General features: G+C 36.3%; 16 protein-coding genes and 1 tRNA gene. 14 read left to right on the top strand and 3 right to left on the bottom strand.

Translation table 11 applies throughout. The features are described 5' to 3' along the window. The first annotated feature begins 336 nt into the window (after positions 1-336). From CXF59_RS11565 to CXF59_RS11545, 5 genes are all read left to right on the top strand, one after another. Complete coding sequence (locus tag CXF59_RS11565) at positions 337-1,818, top strand: helix-turn-helix domain-containing protein (protein WP_101137920.1); 1,482 nt, start codon at positions 337-339, stop codon at positions 1,816-1,818. A 310-nt stretch (positions 1,819-2,128) separates the two neighbouring features. Next, a complete protein-coding gene (locus CXF59_RS11560) occupies positions 2,129-2,794 on the top strand; it encodes a succinate dehydrogenase cytochrome b subunit (RefSeq protein ID WP_101137919.1) in 666 nt (221 codons plus the stop codon). Positions 2,795-2,806: 12 nt separating this feature from the next. Then, on the top strand, positions 2,807-4,807 hold the full coding sequence (locus CXF59_RS11555; RefSeq protein WP_101137918.1) for a fumarate reductase/succinate dehydrogenase flavoprotein subunit: 2,001 nt from the start codon (positions 2,807-2,809) through the stop codon (positions 4,805-4,807). A gap of 76 nt (positions 4,808-4,883) precedes the next feature. Then, complete coding sequence (locus CXF59_RS11550; protein WP_101137917.1) at positions 4,884-5,630, top strand: succinate dehydrogenase/fumarate reductase iron-sulfur subunit; 747 nt, start codon at positions 4,884-4,886, stop codon at positions 5,628-5,630. A gap of 229 nt (positions 5,631-5,859) precedes the next feature. Continuing rightward, a complete protein-coding gene (locus CXF59_RS11545) occupies positions 5,860-6,627 on the top strand; it encodes an amidohydrolase (RefSeq protein ID WP_101137916.1) in 768 nt (255 codons plus the stop codon). Between the two features lie 74 nt (positions 6,628-6,701). Here CXF59_RS11545 and CXF59_RS11540 read toward each other — a convergent pair whose 3' ends face one another. Further along, positions 6,702-8,351, bottom strand: a complete 1,650-nt coding sequence (locus CXF59_RS11540; protein ID WP_101137915.1) for an Ig-like domain-containing protein — start codon at positions 8,349-8,351, stop codon at positions 6,702-6,704. 222 nt (positions 8,352-8,573) lie between these two features. Between CXF59_RS11540 and mce the strand changes: the two genes are divergently transcribed. From mce to CXF59_RS11525, 3 genes are all read left to right on the top strand, one after another. Continuing rightward, positions 8,574-8,975 carry a methylmalonyl-CoA epimerase gene (gene mce / locus CXF59_RS11535; protein WP_101137914.1) on the top strand — a complete coding sequence of 134 codons (402 nt, stop codon included), beginning with the start codon at positions 8,574-8,576 and terminating at the stop codon, positions 8,973-8,975. A 142-nt stretch (positions 8,976-9,117) separates the two neighbouring features. Beyond that, a tRNA-Ile gene (locus CXF59_RS11530) sits at positions 9,118-9,191 on the top strand. A gap of 197 nt (positions 9,192-9,388) precedes the next feature. Next, positions 9,389-9,673: a hypothetical protein gene (locus CXF59_RS11525; protein WP_101137913.1), complete on the top strand. Its 285-nt coding sequence runs from the start codon at positions 9,389-9,391 to the stop codon at positions 9,671-9,673. 34 nt (positions 9,674-9,707) lie between these two features. Here CXF59_RS11525 and CXF59_RS11520 read toward each other — a convergent pair whose 3' ends face one another. Continuing rightward, positions 9,708-10,295 (bottom strand): riboflavin synthase, encoded by a 588-nt coding sequence (locus tag CXF59_RS11520; protein ID WP_101137912.1) that lies wholly within the window; start codon positions 10,293-10,295, stop codon positions 9,708-9,710. Between the two features lie 58 nt (positions 10,296-10,353). On the opposite strand from CXF59_RS11520, the gene pdxA reads away from it, so the two are divergent. From pdxA to accC, 6 genes are all read left to right on the top strand, one after another. Further along, positions 10,354-11,403, top strand: coding sequence for a 4-hydroxythreonine-4-phosphate dehydrogenase PdxA (gene pdxA / locus CXF59_RS11515; RefSeq protein ID WP_101137911.1), 1,050 nt, complete (start codon positions 10,354-10,356; stop codon positions 11,401-11,403). 84 nt (positions 11,404-11,487) lie between these two features. Continuing rightward, positions 11,488-12,060 carry a DUF177 domain-containing protein gene (locus CXF59_RS11510; protein WP_101138534.1) on the top strand — a complete coding sequence of 191 codons (573 nt, stop codon included), beginning with the start codon at positions 11,488-11,490 and terminating at the stop codon, positions 12,058-12,060. A 9-nt stretch (positions 12,061-12,069) separates the two neighbouring features. After that, complete coding sequence (gene rpmF, locus CXF59_RS11505; RefSeq protein ID WP_016990142.1) at positions 12,070-12,264, top strand: 50S ribosomal protein L32; 195 nt, start codon at positions 12,070-12,072, stop codon at positions 12,262-12,264. Between the two features lie 176 nt (positions 12,265-12,440). Next, on the top strand, positions 12,441-13,439 hold the full coding sequence (locus CXF59_RS11500; RefSeq protein WP_101138533.1) for a beta-ketoacyl-ACP synthase III: 999 nt from the start codon (positions 12,441-12,443) through the stop codon (positions 13,437-13,439). Between the two features lie 23 nt (positions 13,440-13,462). Next, positions 13,463-13,942, top strand: a complete 480-nt coding sequence (gene accB, locus CXF59_RS11495; RefSeq protein WP_101137910.1) for an acetyl-CoA carboxylase biotin carboxyl carrier protein — start codon at positions 13,463-13,465, stop codon at positions 13,940-13,942. Positions 13,943-14,032: 90 nt separating this feature from the next. Then, a complete protein-coding gene (gene accC / locus CXF59_RS11490) occupies positions 14,033-15,379 on the top strand; it encodes an acetyl-CoA carboxylase biotin carboxylase subunit (RefSeq protein WP_101137909.1) in 1,347 nt (448 codons plus the stop codon). 64 nt (positions 15,380-15,443) lie between these two features. On the opposite strand, the gene CXF59_RS11485 is transcribed toward accC, so the two are convergent. Continuing rightward, positions 15,444-17,345 carry a S9 family peptidase gene (locus tag CXF59_RS11485; protein WP_101137908.1) on the bottom strand — a complete coding sequence of 634 codons (1,902 nt, stop codon included), beginning with the start codon at positions 17,343-17,345 and terminating at the stop codon, positions 15,444-15,446. Positions 17,346-17,487: the final 142 nt, after the last annotated feature.

The following is a 17,487-nucleotide window of genomic DNA, read 5'->3' as shown; positions in this document are numbered from 1 at the left end:
GGCGGTAACGGTATTTTAAACTGGGTAAAAATAGTATGTTCCTTAGAAACTTTGATGCTTAACAGCTTTGAAATCGTGTTTTTTCGACGGGGCCAGTTATGTATATTCTTCGGTTATTTTATTAAGTTCCTCCCGAGTTAATTCGTTTTGCATTAAAATTGCACGAAACGTTTTTTGCAAAACAAGCGAACGTTCGAGAAAGTAGCAGAAACCTTTTTCATGTCTTTTAGCGTATCTTTGAAAAAACGAAAGGAACGGAACGGAAAAGCAATGTGGTTACGGATCTTTTTTTTTTCGAAATAAATGCTTGTTTACAAAGACAAATAGTATGTTTATATGACTGTAGGAAAAGAATATATAAAGTTGATTTTTGGGCTTAAGTTAAAACAAGCCCGTACTAATAAGAATTTATCGTTATTTGGCTTGGCCAAAATTACCAATCTTTCAAAATCGTATTTGAACGAAATTGAAAAAGGCAAAAAATATCCGAAAACGGATAAGATTATTCTTTTATCAGAAAAGCTGGAGATTTCGTACGATCAGATGGTTTCTTTGAAGTTGGATAATAATTTGGCTCCGATTGGTGAGATCTTAAAATCGGGGATCCTAAAAGAAATACCTTTGGATATTTTCGGAATAGAGGAAAATGACCTTATTGATATTATTGCCAATGCTCCGGCAAAAGTAAATGCCTTTATTAGTACGATTATTGAGATAGCGCAGCACTATAATTTAACGCGGGAGAGTTTTTTCCTGGCCGCTTTGCGCTCGTATCAAGAGGCGCATAATAATTATTTTGAGGATTTGGAACAGAAAGTGTTGGACTTCTCCAAAGCCTTTCAGATAAATATCAACACTAAAATTTCCATAGAAGACTTGACTGCTGTATTGACGGAAGAATATGGTTATAAAATTCAGGAAATTGTTTTTTCAGAACAAGAGGAGCTGGGGGACTTGAGATCCATATATGTTCCCAAAAGTAAAACCTTATTGCTTTCAATGGATATCGATGAACAGCAAAAAGCATTTATTCTGGCCAAAGAGATTGCTTATAATTATTTGGAAATAACTGAAAGATTGTACACGTTTAGTTGGATTAAATTTGATAATTTTGATCAGGTTTTAAATAATTTCTATGCTTCCTATTTTGCCGGTGCGCTGTTAATTCCAAGAAAACAACTGGTCAGTGAATTAAATTTATTCTTGGTAAAAACAGATCCTAAGCCACAGGAAATGATTGAATTGATGAGTAAGTTTAATGTGTCTCCGGAATCGTTTTACCAACGATTAACCAATATTTTGCCGAAAGACTTCCAGTTGAAAAACATCTTTTTTCTTCGATTGTCTCATAAAAGAGGAGCGGATACTTATCAGATTAAAAAAGAGCTGCATATTACCAATCAACAGGAGCCACATGCCAACGAAATGAATGAGCATTATTGTCGTAGGTGGGTTTCTGTCAAAACAATTGTGCAATCTATAGAGCATAATAGCAGTCACTTTTTTGATGCGCAGATTTCGCGTTATGAAAACAGTGGCAATGAGTTTTTGGTTTTCTCATCGGCTACGGAAGACCCTTTCAAAAAAGACTGTTTGAGAAGTATATCCGTGGGGATTTTGATTACGTCAAGTATGAAGAAGAAATTCAAATTTATCGATAATAAGTCTATCAAAAAACAAATCGTCGGAGTGACTTGCGAAACCTGTGCTGTAAAGAACTGTGAAGAAAGAGCTTCGGCTCCAATTCAATTGGAACTCAAAACCCGAAATGAAAATACGGATCTTATTGTTCAAAAATACATGACTAAATTTAGTTAAGTGCTGCGGATAAGTGTTGTTATTTTAGTAGCGGTAGGTACGCAGCTTTCATTTTTGATGGATTTATGTGTGTGATGTTCGGTAATAATTACAATAATTATATTTTTATTGTGCTCTGCTATTTTTAAAACAATTTAGAAAGAAAGTGAAATATTTTAACGTATTGTAAGCGAGAGGTTAAACAGCTTTATGGGCGTTTTAATTTTTTTTAAAAATACTTTAAAATCATTATAAATAAGGACTAAAAGGTTGTAGTTGCACTCAATTTGCCGTAATTTTGTGCTATTCGTAAAACAAATTATTAAATCTTATGGCACAATCTGCATTATTGAAGTCGTCGATAGCTAAAAAAGTGGCTATGGCGCTTTCAGGAATTTTTTTAATGCTGTTCTTAGCACAGCATTTTTTCATTAATATTACTTCGGTATTTAGTCCTGATACTTTTAATTTACTTTCCCATTTTATGGGTAACAATCCCTTAGTTCAATATGTCATTCAGCCAATTTTAATTGTAGGTGTTATTTTTCACTTTATAATGGGTTTTGTTTTAGACTATATCAACAGAAAAGCGCGACCGATAGCGTATGTTAAAAACAATGGAGGAGCTAATTCATCTTGGTTTTCAAGAAATATGATTCTGTCAGGTTCAGTTATTTTAGCCTTTTTAGGACTGCATTTTTATGACTTCTGGGTGCCAGAAATGGTTTATAAATACGTAGAAGTAAATCCACTGGACTCTACAAGATACTTCCACGAACTAGCGGAGAAATTTGAAAGTCCAGTCCGTACCGCAATTTACTGTGTGTCATTTGTTCTTTTGTCATTACACTTGTTGCATGGTTTCAATTCTTCAATGCAGTCAGTTGGTTTCAATAATAAATATTCGAAAGCACTACACAAATTAGGATATGCTTATGCAATTGTGATTCCAGTTGGGTTCATTTTCATTGCATTATTTCATCATTTCAATCATTAATATTCAATTATAATGGCATTAGACTCAAAAATTCCAAATGGTCCGATTTCGGACAAATGGACAAATTATAAAAATCACATTAATCTTGTTAATCCTGCTAACAAACGAAACCTTGATGTTATCGTTGTTGGGACTGGATTAGCTGGGGGTTCTGCTTCTGCAACATTAGCAGAACTAGGATATAACGTAAAATCTTTTTGTTTCCAAGATTCGCCACGTCGCGCGCACTCTATTGCAGCACAAGGTGGAATCAACGCAGCAAAAAACTATCAAGGTGACGGAGATTCCGTTTTCAGATTGTTTTATGAGACCGTAAAAGGAGGAGATTATCGTGCACGTGAATCAAACGTACATCGTCTCGCTGAAGTTTCTGCTAACATCATTGATCAGTGCGTTTCTCAGGGAGTTCCTTTGGCACGTGAGTATGGAGGGTTATTGGATAATCGTTCTTTTGGAGGTACACTTGTCTCTAGAACTTTTTATGCAAAAGGGCAAACAGGACAACAATTGCTATTAGGAGCTTACTCAGCAATGAACCGTCAGATAGGTCGTGGAAAAATAAAAATGCACCACCGTCACGAAATGCTTGATCTAGTTATTGTAGATGGAAAGGCTAGAGGTATTATCGCACGTAACTTGGTTACTGGTGAAATCGAAAGACATTCTGCTCATGCAGTAGTAATAGCTTCAGGAGGATACGGAAACGTATTTTTCTTATCAACTAACGCAATGGGATCTAACGCTACGGCAGCTTGGAAAATACACAAGAAAGGGGCGTTCTTCGCAAATCCTTGTTACACACAAATTCACCCAACATGTATTCCTGTTTCAGGAGACCACCAATCGAAACTGACTTTGATGTCAGAATCATTGCGTAATGACGGTCGTATCTGGGTTCCTGCAAAACTAGAAGATGCACAGGCGATTCGAGATGGGAAGAAAAAACCAACGGAATTAGCTGAAGAAGATAGAGATTATTACTTAGAGAGAAGATATCCTTCTTTTGGGAACCTCGTTCCTCGTGATGTTGCTTCTCGTGCTGCAAAAGAAAGAAGTGATGCTGGTTTTGGAGTTAATAAAACAGGAGAAGCAGTTTATTTAGATTTTGCTGCTGCAATACAGCGTTACGGAAAAGAACAAGCATACATAAAAGGATTAGATGCTAATGATGAAAAGCTTATTATTAAATTGGGAGCTGCAGTAGTTGCTAACAAATATGGTAACCTTTTCCAAATGTATTACAAGATTGTAGATGAAGATCCATACAAAACTCCAATGATGATTTATCCCGCGGTGCATTATACTATGGGTGGAACTTGGGTTGATTATAATTTACAAACTACGATACCAGGTTGTTTCTCTATTGGAGAATCAAACTTCTCAGATCACGGAGCAAATAGATTAGGCGCTTCAGCTTTGATGCAAGGTTTGGCAGATGGTTATTTTGTTCTTCCTTATACTATAGGAGATTATTTATCACCAGACATTAAAATGGGACCTATATCTACGAATTCTCCAGAGTTTGAGGCGGCAGAGAAAGGAGTTAAAGATCAGATTGAAAAATTCATGAACAATAACGGAACACATTCTGTTGACTATTTCCACAGAAAATTAGGAAAAATAATGTGGGACAAAGTTGGAATGGCTAGGAATGCTGAAGGATTAAATGAAGCTATTGTAGAAATCGCTGCTTTACGTGAAGAGTTTTATAAAGACGTAAAAGTACCGGGTACTGATAAAGGGTTCAACCAAGAGTTAGAAAAAGCAGCCCGTGTTGCTGATTTCCTTGAATTGGGAGAGTTATTTGCTAAGGATGCACTACATCGTAATGAGTCTTGTGGTGGTCACTTTCGTGAAGAATACCAAACGGCAGATGGAGAAGCAACGCGTGACGATGAAAATTTTGCTTACGTAGCTGCATGGGAGTACAAAGGGAAGCCAAGTGATGCTGTTTTACATAAAGAGGCGTTGGTTTTCGATAATGTTAAATTGGTAACTCGTAGTTATAAATAGTAATTAGTTAAATTAAGAATGCTGGACGGTCTCAGAATCGGATGCATTAGATTTGCTAATTTCAAAACTAAAAAATATGAAACTTAAATTAAAAATATGGCGTCAGAAAAACGCCCAAGATAAAGGAGCAATGGTCGATTATCAAATCGACGGTATTGAGCCGGATATGTCATTTCTTGAAATGCTTGACGTATTTAATGAGGATCTAAGTAACAAAGGAGGACAGCCAGTTTCATTTGATCATGACTGCCGCGAAGGAATTTGCGGTATGTGCTCTTTATATATTAATGGGGAAGCACACGGACCGGATAGAGGTGTGACGACTTGTCAATTACATATGCGTATGTTTAACGATGGAGATACGATTACGATCGAGCCTTTCCGTGCAGGTGCATTTCCAGTGGTAAAAGATTTAGTTGTTGATAGAAGCGCATTTGATAGAATTCAACATGCAGGAGGATTTATATCGGTAAATACTTCAGGTAATCCTGTTGATGCAAACTCAATTCCAATTAACAAAAAGGATGCTGACTCTGCTTTTGATGCAGCGACTTGTATTGGTTGTGGTGCTTGTGTGGCTACTTGTAAGAACTCTTCAGCGATGTTGTTTGTGGCGGCAAAAGTATCCCAGTACGCTTTGTTACCTCAAGGTAGAATTGAAGCGACCGATCGGGTGTTAAACATGGTTAGTCAAATGGATGCAGAAGGTTTTGGTAACTGTACAAATACAGGGGCTTGTGAAGTAGAATGTCCTAAGGGAATTTCTTTAGAGAACATTGCTCGTATGAACAGAGAGTACTTAAGCGCAAGCTTAAAAGGATAATTTTAGATTAAAATTTTCTTATATATAAAAAAACGCATTCATTTATTTGGATGCGTTTTTTTATTAGGCTACCCTCTGCAATCTGTTATTCCATTGTGTTGCATAAAAGGATTTCCACTGCTATCCCTGAGCGTAGAACTGTAGCGTTTACATATTTTGGCTTTACAAAATTTGAAAGTTACATACTTTAAAAATAGACGTTTTTTTATCTTTATCAAAATTAAAAATTATGCGAGTAGTCTTAATTCAATCTTCCTTAGTTTGGGAAGACCCACAGGCAAATAGAACCTATTTTGAAGCTGAAATAAATACTATTTCTAGCGCTGTTGATTTAATCGTTCTTCCAGAAATGTTTACTACCGGTTTTACGATGAATCCAAGCACTATTGCCGAGACGATGCAAGGCGAAACGGTATTGTGGATGCAATCTTTGGCGAAAGCCAAAAATGCGGCAATAACAGGAAGCGTCGTGATTGAAGAAAACGCTAATTATTATAACCGCATGCTATTTGTCTTTCCTTCCGGAGAAATACAACATTATGATAAAAGGCATTTGTTTACACTAGCAGGTGAAGACAAAGTGTACTCCAAGGGCGCTCAGAAATTGATTGTAGAGTACTTAGGTTGGAAGATATGTCCTTTTGTGTGTTATGACTTGCGGTTCCCGGTTTTCTCACGCAATATTGAGAATTACGATTTGTTGATTTATGTCGCGAGTTGGCCAAAGACAAGAATAAATGCTTGGGACATATTGATTAGGGCACGCGCAATTGAAAACATGAGTTATGCGGTTGGTGTCAATAGGACCGGAGAGGACAAAAACGGATATGCTTATGTAGGGCATTCGCAAGTAGTCGATTTTCTTGGAGAATATATTCTTGAGCCACAACAAGCGGAGGGTGTTTTCTTAGTTGATTTGAGTAAAGAAAAAATGATAGAAACCCGATTAAAATTGGATTTTTTGAGTGACGGAGATAACTTTGAAATACAAGGATAATACAAATGCGATTTTTGACTTCAAATCTTGTAGAAACCAAAAATCAAAAATCGCCAATCATCACTCTGAAAGCCTTACTTCTTTGCCGCTTTCTTTTTCTGTTCTGGAATATAAGGAATGCTGACGTCAAAAACTTGTTCCACATCCCAGTTTGCCCGTACATCTATTTCTTTTGAGTAATAAACCACTTCTTCAGCATATCTTTTCTCCAAATAATTGCCTGAATCATAGACTTTGTTTTTATTTTCGTCATAGATAAGGCTGAGTGAAAATAAGGCAGGTTCTAGTAAGCTGAAGTCAACTGCAGTATTGCTTTCGGAATATTCGCTGGCAATAAGGTCTCCTTTTGCATTTGTCAATTCAACAATGACAGGGAAGTTTTTTACGTTTTGCAACATCACTCTTAGATTTCCGTATTCTGCAGTGCTTTTTGTATTTACTTTATAAATCAAAGTGTCATTTGATTGTTCAAAAAAATCAGTTAAAGCGCCAGGTAAAATGGTGAAGGTGTATTTCTCGGAAGGATTTTTCTTGAAGTCAAAAAATAATTTCTGGTTGAATTCGTCGTACTCGGTCGTGAATGATACTGTTGCAGAATCTTTAATGGTGAGCTTTATTTTTGAATTGTCAAAGCGAACCAGCGGAGTTGTTGTTTCTAAAGTAAAGCGGTCCCTGAAATTTAAAGTTCCACCGTATAAAGCAGAGATGTTTAGTGTGTCTTTTCTTTGTTCTTTAATTTTAAACACGAAATCATCTACATATTTGTTTTTCATCACTTTCAAGGCCAGGGAATCTGCCTTCATGGGCTTGTACCATATTTGAAGCGAATCTTTTTTGGGGAATTGGGTTATAATAGTAGATACGGTTTCGGTATCGTTTTTCAAAGTTACCTTCGGTCTCGAGTTTGCCAATTTCATATTTCCTTCATAGCCCATCAGAAGACGGTTCCCGGATGCCTGGACAGGTTTATCCGCTTTAAAAGTCGATGTTTCCTTGAATAGGCTCAATTCATATATAGTGTCGTTAGGAACCGTGATAAAGCCTTTGATGAATGCAATTTTGTCTTCTTTAGGATTGAATTTATTGTTGCTGTTTTTATCTTTCATAGCTACTAATAGATATTTACCTGCTTTTAAATTTTCTAATTTGAAAGTTTTCAGACTGTCAAGCGTATTTGTAATATACCGTGGGTTTTCTTTATAAACAATGGAATCGTTAAAGTAGTCATTGGCCTCGTAAAGCATAACGGAAACGAATGGTTCCGCTTCTTTGTTGTACGCATCTTTTATTTTTCCGCCCAAAGCCAGTGAATCAATATAGTCACCAGTTGAAAAGACATATTTGAATTGATTAAAAGGATTTCCTTCATTATTGTCTGCTATGCTTTGGCCGAAGTTGAAGCTATAGGTTGTGTTGGGCAGTAAGGTGTCTTTTATTTTTATCGACAGCGTTTTAGTTGCAGAGGTAGGAGATATTATTGGTTCGTACTTCATGGGGGGTGAAATAACTAATTGCTTGTTTAGATTTTTGAGTTTGATGTTTTCGTCAAAGACTAATTTAATCTCATTTCCTTTAAAGTTCGTGCTGTAATTTTCAGGGAAGCTCACTTTTAATATAGGTGCGATACTATCTTTCAAGCCACCTGTAATAGTTCCTCTTTTTGCGCAACTTACTATAGCTATTAGCAATAGAAGGGGAATATATTTTAAATTGTTTTTCAACATATCAAATTAGGATTAGAAGTTACAAAATAACAATTATAATTAATGGAATTGAAATTTTTTATAAATTTATTACGGGTTTGCAATTCGGCTTACTTTTGCTCCTCCTTTCATGCTTTTTAGTTTTTAATGTTTAATTTTACATACACTTTAATTTTACAACTGTAGATCATTTATGCTTGAGCGTTTGATTTTGTAAGTAATAATCCGTAGAATATTTATACAATGAGAAAAATAGAACACATAGGAATAGCTGTTAAGGATTTAGAAGTTTCAAATTTATTGTTCGAAAAGCTTTTTGGCGCTCCAGCTTATAAATTTGAGGAAGTCGAAAGTGAAGGTGTGACGACTTCTTTTTTTAAAAACGGGCCAAATAAGATTGAACTTTTAGCGGCGACAAATCCAGAGAGTCCTATTGCGAAATTTTTGGAAAAAAAAGGAGAAGGCATTCATCATATTGCCTTTGATGTAGAAAATATAGAGGAAGAAATTGTCCGATTGAAAAAAGAGGGCTTTGTTGTGTTGAACGAAACCCCTAAAAAAGGAGCTGATAATAAGTTGGTGGCCTTCTTGCATCCTAACAGTACTAATGGTGTTTTAATTGAGTTGTGTCAGGAAATAAAATAATTTTGCCAAGTTGAAAAGTTTACAAATCTAATAATCAGTCGTTTTCGATTGCAGGAACTGTAAAATAGCCGTTAACTGAAAATCTGAGGTAAAAATATTTGGAGTAAACGAAAAATAGTAGTAATATTGCAAACTCCTAACCGGTCCTATAGCTCAGCTGGTTAGAGCACCTGACTCATAATCAGGTGGTCCCTGGTTCGAGCCCAGGTGGGACCACGGTATAACCCTTAAAATTATAGATTTTAAGGGTTTTTTTAATCATATTAAAGGTGAAACTGGTCCAAAATTCATAACTTTAGTAAAAGTTTTGTTTTTTACAAAATATGATGTTAAGTTTGATGTTGAACTAAATGAATCTTAATAAATAGTTTAGATTTTTTTTTATAAAAATTGATTCCCTATTTTTGAAAATTATGAAAATTGTATCGAAAAGATTTTTATTAACGCTTTTACTGGTGTTGTGCTGGGTGGCAGTTTTCTCACAGGACCCCGGAGATGGTGGTACTGGGGAATGTGAGTGTGGCAGGTCTACTGACGGTGGTGATAGTGGAAACCCCGGTCCTCCTATCCTTCCTGGGGAATGTCTTCCTTGTCCTGTTCCAATTGATGAAAGTATTATGATACTAGTGGTAATTGCGCTTTTAGGCGGGATTTATATCATTCACAGGAATAACTTAAAAACAAAAAGCCCAATCTAAATTGGGTTTTTTGTTTTTATAAGGCTTGACGGTTTTATTTGTTTGCGTATAATCGAGACACGTACTTACCTATTACATCAAATTCAAGATTTATTTTTGTGCCTACTTTAAAGGTGTTGAAATTAGTGTGTTCGTAAGTGTATGGGATAATAGCTACGCTAAATTGATTTTTTTTCGAATCCACGACCGTGAGGCTTACGCCGTTTACGGTAATTGAGCCTTTTTCGATGGTGATGTTGCTCAGTGCTTCGTCATACTCAAAAGTATAAAGCCAGCTTCCTCCAGTTTCTTTTGCGACAATGCAGGTTCCAACTTGGTCGACATGGCCCTGTACCATATGACCGTCGAGTCGATCGCCTAGTTTCATCGCTCTTTCAAGATTGACACTATCGCCGACCTGCCAATTTCCCAGATTCGTTTTTTTGATTGTTTCGTTGATAGCTGTTATCGTATAGGAGCTGTCTTTTATGGCGACCACGGTCAGGCAAACTCCGTTGTGAGCGACACTTTGGTCGATTTGGAGTTCGGCGGTTATTGACGATTCCACTGTGATGTGAACGTTGTCTTTCTCTTTTTGTATTTCTTGGATGGTACCAAGGGTTTCTATGATTCCTGTAAACATTTCTTGTTTTATTTTACTAAATTTGCACTTCAAAATTAGTAATAAATAACTAGAGGTAATGATGAAAAAAGCAGAAAATATAATAGTTGGAATTTCAATAGGAGATTTAAACGGTATTGGAAGCGAAGTGGTGCTGAAAACTTTCGAGGATTCACGGATGCTAGAGCTTTGTACGCCTGTTATTTTTGCCAATGTGAAAATAATGTCATTTATAAAAAAGAATTTAGATTCTACGGTTGCTCTGCACGGAATTGATAAACTGGACCAGATTCTGCCCGGAAAGATTAACGTTCTGAATCTTTGGAGAGAAGGGGTCGATTTGAATCTTGGAGTTAACGATGATAAAGTGGGGCAGTATGCGGTAAAATCATTTATTGCGGCTACAGATGCTTTAAAAGAAGGATTGGTAGACGTTTTAGTGACGGCGCCGATAAATAAATACAACATTCAATCAGATGAATTTAAGTTCCCAGGGCATACGGATTATTTAAGCCAGGAGCTGGAAGGGAATGCGTTAATGTTGATGGTGCAGGGTAATTTAAGAGTAGGTTTGTTGACAGACCATGTCCCGGTAAGTGAAATAGCCTCTAGACTTACAGAAGAATTGATTAAAGAAAAAATTGAAACGATAAGGAAGGCATTGATTCAGGATTTCAGCATCAATAAGCCTAGGATTGCTGTTTTAGGCATAAACCCGCATTGCGGCGATGGTGGTGTGATAGGTAAAGAAGATGATGTGATATTAAAGCCAACATTAAAAAAAATATTCGAAAAAGGAACGTTGGTGTTTGGTCCTTTTGCGGCAGATGGGTTTTTTGGAAGTGGGCAATATGAAAAATATGATGCGGTAATCGCTGCATATCATGATCAAGGTTTAGTGCCTTTTAAAACACTGTCTTTTGGTAACGGGGTGAATTATACGGCAGGTTTGAATAAGATCAGGACGTCTCCAGATCACGGCACCGCTTATGATATTGCAGGAAAAGGGATTGCGGATTATAACTCTTTTAAGGAAGCGGTTTATCTCGCTTTAGATATTTATCGTTCCCGAATTCAATATATAGAAATCAGTCAAAAACCTTTAAAGGTTAGGGAAAAACAACACTAAATAAAAAAAGATAAATAACGTTATTAGATTTGTAATAATTTTATATCTTTGCACTCCCGAAGTTTGGGGCAAAATTTTGTTGAAATGAATAAGACTAAACAATATTTGATTCCGTTTGTGGGATTAAAGCTAGGAAAACATCATTTTGAATATCAAATAAGTAATGCGTTCTTTGAAGCCTTTGATTATGATGAATTTGAAAATTCAGACATCAAAGTAAATGTAGTTTTAGAGAAGAAAAGCACGATTCTGGAATTGATTTTCAAGCACGAAGGGACGGTTAATGTACCTTGTGATTTAACGAGTGAAGATTTTGATTTGCCGGTACAAGGGGAAATGAAATTGATAGTTCGTTTTGGTGACGTATATAATAATGAGAATGAGGAATTACTAGTTCTGCCATTTGGAGAATTTGAAATAGATGTTGCTCAGTATATATATGAAATGATTGCGCTTTCTGTGCCTTTAAGACGAGTTCATCCAGGTGTGCAAGACGGAAGTTTAAAAACGGAAGCTCTTGAGCGACTAAAGGAACTAATACTGGAAGAGCATAAGGAAGAGGTTGAAGAAAAAATTGAAGAAGAAAAAATACAAGATAAAGAAGAGAATATTGACCCGCGTTGGGACAAATTAAAGCAACTATTAACGGATAAATAATATAGTAAAATGGCACATCCTAAGAGAAAAATCTCCAAAACAAGAAGAGATAAGAGAAGAACACATTATAAAGCTACTGTAGCACAAATCGCTACTTGCCCAATTACGGGTGAAGCGCATTTATATCACAGAGCCTATTGGCATGAAGGGAAAATGTATTATAGAGGGCAAGTTGTTGTAGATAAGTCTGTAGCTGTTGCTTAATGCATTTTTTTTTAAATGATATTTGGAACTCTCACATCGTGAGAGTTTTTTTGTTGTTTATGATTTTAATTAAATAAGAAGTTCTAAAACAAGAGGTTTAGATATTTTTTTGTAATTTTCAATTCTTTTAATCGTTTTTTCAAATGTCATTATTTGAAAAAAAATATTCAAATACCATGAATACAATCACAGCCGCAATAACCGCTGTTGGAGCCTATGTTCCGGACTTTGTACTTTCAAACAAAGTTCTAGAAACAATGGTCGATACAAATGACGAGTGGATCACTTCTCGAACAGGAATTAAAGAAAGAAGGATTCTTAAAGACGCAGACAAAGGAACGTCGTACTTAGCTATAAAAGCAGCACAGAATTTATTAGCTAAAGGAGATATTAATCCTTTAGATATTGATTTGATAATAATGGCAACGGCCACGCCTGACATGCCGGTTGCTTCGACTGGAGTTTACGTGGCTACAGAAATAGGAGCTACAAATGCTTTCTCTTTTGATTTGCAGGCAGCTTGTTCCAGTTTTTTATATGGAATGTCTGTTGCCTCAGCCTACATTCAATCTGGAAAATATAAAAAAGTGCTACTCATAGGAGCTGATAAAATGTCTTCTATTGTAGATTATACGGACCGATCTACTTGTATAATTTTTGGAGACGGTGCAGGTGCCGTATTATTCGAACCTAACGATGAAGGATTAGGATTACAGGATGAGTATTTAAGAAGTGACGGTGTAGGCCGTGATTTTTTAAAGATTGACGCTGGAGGATCTCTTCATCCCACTTCTTTTAAGACAGTGGAAGAGAACCGACATAATATTGTTCAAGACGGAAAAACTGTTTTTAAATATGCAGTGACAAATATGGCTGACGCTAGTGAGCTAATTATGAAAAGGAATAATTTAACTAATGCAGATGTTGATTGGTTAGTTCCTCATCAGGCGAATAAGCGTATAATTGATGCTACCGCCAGCAGAATGAATTTAGAAGATTCTAAGGTTTTAATGAATATAGAAAAGTATGGAAATACTACCTCTGCAACATTGCCTCTAGTGCTTTATGATTTTGAACACCTATTTAAAAAAGGGGACACAATTATTTTGGCTGCTTTTGGAGGAGGTTTCACGTGGGGGTCTGTATATCTAAAATGGGCATACGACAAAAAATAAATTTAAACTAAAAACAAATAACTATGGATTTAAAAGAAATTCAGAACTTAATCAAATTTGTAGCAAATTCGGGAGTTGCAGAAGTTAAATTGGAAATGGATGATATTAAAATCACCATTAGAACAACTATAGAAGGAACTGCATCAGAGACTACGTATGTGCAACAAATGCCTGCTCACAATCAACTTCAACAAACAATGCCTGTTCAAAATGCTGCGCCAGTTGCAGCTGCTGTAGAGGCACCTGTCGTGGAAGAAAATAAATACATAACTATAAAATCTCCAATTATTGGAACTTTTTATAGAAAACCATCTCCAGACAAGCCTATGTTTGTAGAGGTAGGAACTACCATTGGAAAAGGAGATGTTCTTTGTGTAATTGAAGCAATGAAATTGTTTAACGAAATTGAATCTGAAGTTTCTGGTAAAATTGTGAAAATATTGGTTGACGATATGTCACCGGTAGAATTTGACCAACCTTTATTCTTAGTAGATCCATCATAACATTTTAAATTACGATATTCTAAATTCCAAATTTCAACTGATGAGATTTGGAATTTCGAATTTGTTATTTGAATTTTAAATTTAAAATAGATGTTTAAAAAAATATTAATTGCAAATAGAGGAGAAATTGCACTTCGTGTAATTAGAACTTGTAAAGAAATGGGCATTAAGACTGTGGCCGTTTACTCTACTGCTGATGTAGAAAGTTTGCACGTAAGGTTTGCTGATGAAGCTGTTTGCATAGGACCGCCTCCAAGCAACTTATCCTATTTGAAAATGTCAAATATTATTGCTGCTGCAGAAATTACAAATGCAGATGCAATACATCCGGGATACGGGTTTCTTTCTGAAAATTCAAAATTTTCAAAAATATGTCAGGAACACGGAATTAAATTTATTGGAGCTTCTCCAGAAATGATTGACAGAATGGGCGATAAAGCATCTGCAAAAGCCACGATGATTGAAGCAGGAGTACCTGTTGTTCCTGGTTCAGTAGGGATTCTGGAGTCATTCGAACAAGCGCAGGAGTTAGCGCAATCTTTTGGTTACCCAGTAATGCTCAAAGCTACTGCTGGTGGTGGTGGAAAGGGAATGCGTGCCGTTTGGAAAGAAGAGGATTTACTTAAAGCGTGGGACAGTGCCCGTCAGGAATCTGCCGCTGCTTTTGGGAATGACGGAATGTATCTTGAAAAACTAATCGAAGAGCCTCGTCATATCGAAATCCAAGTTATTGGTGATTCATACGGAAAAGCATGTCACCTTTCTGAAAGAGACTGTTCAGTACAAAGACGTCATCAAAAATTGACTGAAGAGACTCCTTCTCCATTTATGACTGACGAATTGCGTTTGAAAATGGGTGAAGCAGCAGTGAAAGCAGCTGAATACATAAAATATGAAGGTGCTGGAACGGTAGAGTTTCTGGTAGATAAGCACCGTAATTTCTATTTCATGGAAATGAATACTCGTATTCAGGTGGAACATCCTATTACGGAGCAGGTTATTGATTATGACTTGATCCGCGAACAAATTTTAGTAGCTGCAGGAGTGCCTATTTCAGGTAAAAACTATTTACCTCAGTTGCACGCTATCGAATGTCGTATTAATGCTGAAGACCCTTATAATGATTTTAGACCGTCTCCAGGAAAAATAACGACACTTCATATGCCAGGAGGACACGGAGTTCGATTAGATACTCATGTTTATTCAGGGTATACGATTCCGCCAAATTATGATTCTATGATTGCAAAACTGATCACTACTGCCCAATCTCGCGAGGAAGCAATTAGCAAAATGAGAAGAGCTTTGGATGAATTTGTAATTGAAGGAATTAAAACTACAATACCTTTTCACAGACAATTAATGGATGATCCTCGTTATATTGCAGGGGATTATACTACTGCTTTTATGGATACGTTCAAGATGATCGCTCCAGAATAAAAAGCATATATAAAAGCAAAAAACCTCACTGAAAAGTGAGGTTTTTTTATGTCCGCTTGTAAATCTATAAGGTTTCTTTCAGCCATTTGAAGAATTCTTTTTGCCAAACTTGGGCATTTTGTGGTTTTAAAACCCAATGATTTTCTTCTGGGAAATATAAAAATCTACTTTTTATTCCACGCAGTTGTGCGGCTTGAAAAGCTTCTTGACCTTGTCCTATTGGAACTCTAAAATCTTTTCCTCCTTGGATGATCAGGATTGGCGTGTTCCATTTTTCCACTAAATTAATAGGGTTGAATGTAGTATAGGTTTTTTGAGCTGTAGCATTGTCTTTTTCCCAATACGGGCCACCAAAATCCCAGTTGCTGAAGAAAACTTCTTCTGTTGTTCCAAACATGCTTTGCGTGTTGAAAACGCCATCATGAGCAATGAAAGTTTTAAAACGATTGTTGTGTATTCCGGCCAAATAGAATGCCGAATATCCACCATAACTCGCGCCAACGCAACCTAAACGAGTTTTGTCAACATAACTTTCTTTAGATACGTCATCTATAGCCGAAAGGTAATCGTCCATTACCTGTCCGCCCCAGTCTTTACTGATCTGCTCATTCCATTCCACTCCATGTCCTGGCATTCCGCGACGATTTGGTGCCACAACAATATAGCCATTTGCAGCCATTAGCTGAAAATTCCAACGGAAAGAATAGAATTGTGTAAGGGCACTTTGTGGCCCTCCTTGGCAATATAATAGTGTTGGGTATTTTTTTGTAGCATCAAAATTTGGGGGTAAAATTACCCATACTAACATTTTCTTACCGTCAGTTGTGGTTACATATCTTCTTTCGGTCTTGCTTAACGCCAATGAGTCGTAGGTAGCTGTATTTACATTGGTGATTTGTTTCCAAGTGTTTTTCTTTAGATCGAAAGAAAAAATCTCCGAAGCATGGTTCATATCTCCTCTGGTAACAATAATACTGTTGCCCGCAAATCCAACGAGGTCATTTACATCAAAATCTCCTTTTGTGATCTGTTGCACATTTATTGCAATTCTAGTCATACCAGGAAAATTCACTTCAAATAGTTGTTTTGTTCCATCAATTGCAGCAGTAAAATAGACTTTTTTACCATCTTTGCTCCAAAGAAAGCTATCAACTGTACCGTCCCAATTAGCGGTAAGATTCATTTCTATACCTTTAAAATCAACAATGATGTCATTTTTATCGGCTTCGTAGCCTTCGCGTTTCATTTGCAACCAAGTCAAGTTTCCAGACGGAGAAAATTGGGGAGCTACATCATAACCAGGATTGTCTTCCGTTCTGTTTGTTGTCAATCCAGTCTCTAAGCTATATTCATAAATATTGGTATTTGTAGAAATAGCATACTGAGTACCCGTCTTTTTTTTACTTACATAAAGAATTTTTTTACTGTCTGGAGACCATATGTAATCTTCATCTCCACCGAAAGGCTTTTGTGGACTGTCAAACTTTTCGTTGCCCATGATGTCAGTTCCCACAGACCCTTCTGTATTTTCTTTGTAAAGAACATGGTTGAATTTACCTTCGTTCCAAGTGTCCCAATGGCGGTAGTCTAAACCATCGTAAATTTGGACTTCAGATTTTTCCAAGTCAGGATAGAAATCTTTTCCAAGAACATTGTTGATCTTTACCTCTTCATTATAGACAAGGTACTTTCCGTCAGGCGAAATGTTTTTGTCTTTTAGCAAATCCTTTGTTTCCTTAACTTCGGTTGGAATTCCGCCGTTTACAGGAATAACATAGAATTTTGAATCGGATTTGTTTTCTTCAATAGAAGGTGTAGTTACTTTGTAAACTACGTTTTTAGCATCCTTAGAAAGACCTAAGGCACTCACGCGTCCAAGTTTCCATAGGGTTTCTGGTGACATTACGTTTTGGGCCATTGCGGTTAAACTTATCATTGTTAGGGTTGTAAGAAGGATTTTTTTCATAAAAAGTACGGGATTATTTAGGCTTCTAAATTACGACAATATTCTAAAAAAAATCAGAGGATTATGTTAACTCTTTTCAATAATCATTATATTAAAAAAGGGTGTTTCATACCTGTTTACTAGACTAAAAATATTATTTTTA

It is taken from the genome of Flavobacterium sp. ALD4 (genome assembly GCF_002836475.1).
Lineage (GTDB): Bacteria > Bacteroidota > Bacteroidia > Flavobacteriales > Flavobacteriaceae > Flavobacterium.
Note: the sequence above shows the minus strand (reverse complement) of the source record. Positions and strands in the feature narration are given on the sequence as shown.

Coding starts and splice junctions, on each gene's coding strand:
- CXF59_RS11565 (WP_101137920.1), top strand. CDS start 337: ATGACTGTAGGAAAAGAATATATAAAGTTGATTTTTGGGCTTAAGTTA.
- CXF59_RS11560 (WP_101137919.1), top strand. CDS start 2,129: ATGGCACAATCTGCATTATTGAAGTCGTCGATAGCTAAAAAAGTGGCT.
- CXF59_RS11555 (WP_101137918.1), top strand. CDS start 2,807: ATGGCATTAGACTCAAAAATTCCAAATGGTCCGATTTCGGACAAATGG.
- CXF59_RS11550 (WP_101137917.1), top strand. CDS start 4,884: ATGAAACTTAAATTAAAAATATGGCGTCAGAAAAACGCCCAAGATAAA.
- CXF59_RS11545 (WP_101137916.1), top strand. CDS start 5,860: ATGCGAGTAGTCTTAATTCAATCTTCCTTAGTTTGGGAAGACCCACAG.
- CXF59_RS11540 (WP_101137915.1), bottom strand. CDS start 8,351: ATGTTGAAAAACAATTTAAAATATATTCCCCTTCTATTGCTAATAGCT.
- mce (WP_101137914.1), top strand. CDS start 8,574: ATGAGAAAAATAGAACACATAGGAATAGCTGTTAAGGATTTAGAAGTT.
- CXF59_RS11525 (WP_101137913.1), top strand. CDS start 9,389: ATGAAAATTGTATCGAAAAGATTTTTATTAACGCTTTTACTGGTGTTG.
- CXF59_RS11520 (WP_101137912.1), bottom strand. CDS start 10,295: ATGTTTACAGGAATCATAGAAACCCTTGGTACCATCCAAGAAATACAA.
- pdxA (WP_101137911.1), top strand. CDS start 10,354: ATGATGAAAAAAGCAGAAAATATAATAGTTGGAATTTCAATAGGAGAT.
- CXF59_RS11510 (WP_101138534.1), top strand. CDS start 11,488: ATGAATAAGACTAAACAATATTTGATTCCGTTTGTGGGATTAAAGCTA.
- rpmF (WP_016990142.1), top strand. CDS start 12,070: ATGGCACATCCTAAGAGAAAAATCTCCAAAACAAGAAGAGATAAGAGA.
- CXF59_RS11500 (WP_101138533.1), top strand. CDS start 12,441: ATGAATACAATCACAGCCGCAATAACCGCTGTTGGAGCCTATGTTCCG.
- accB (WP_101137910.1), top strand. CDS start 13,463: ATGGATTTAAAAGAAATTCAGAACTTAATCAAATTTGTAGCAAATTCG.
- accC (WP_101137909.1), top strand. CDS start 14,033: ATGTTTAAAAAAATATTAATTGCAAATAGAGGAGAAATTGCACTTCGT.
- CXF59_RS11485 (WP_101137908.1), bottom strand. CDS start 17,345: ATGAAAAAAATCCTTCTTACAACCCTAACAATGATAAGTTTAACCGCA.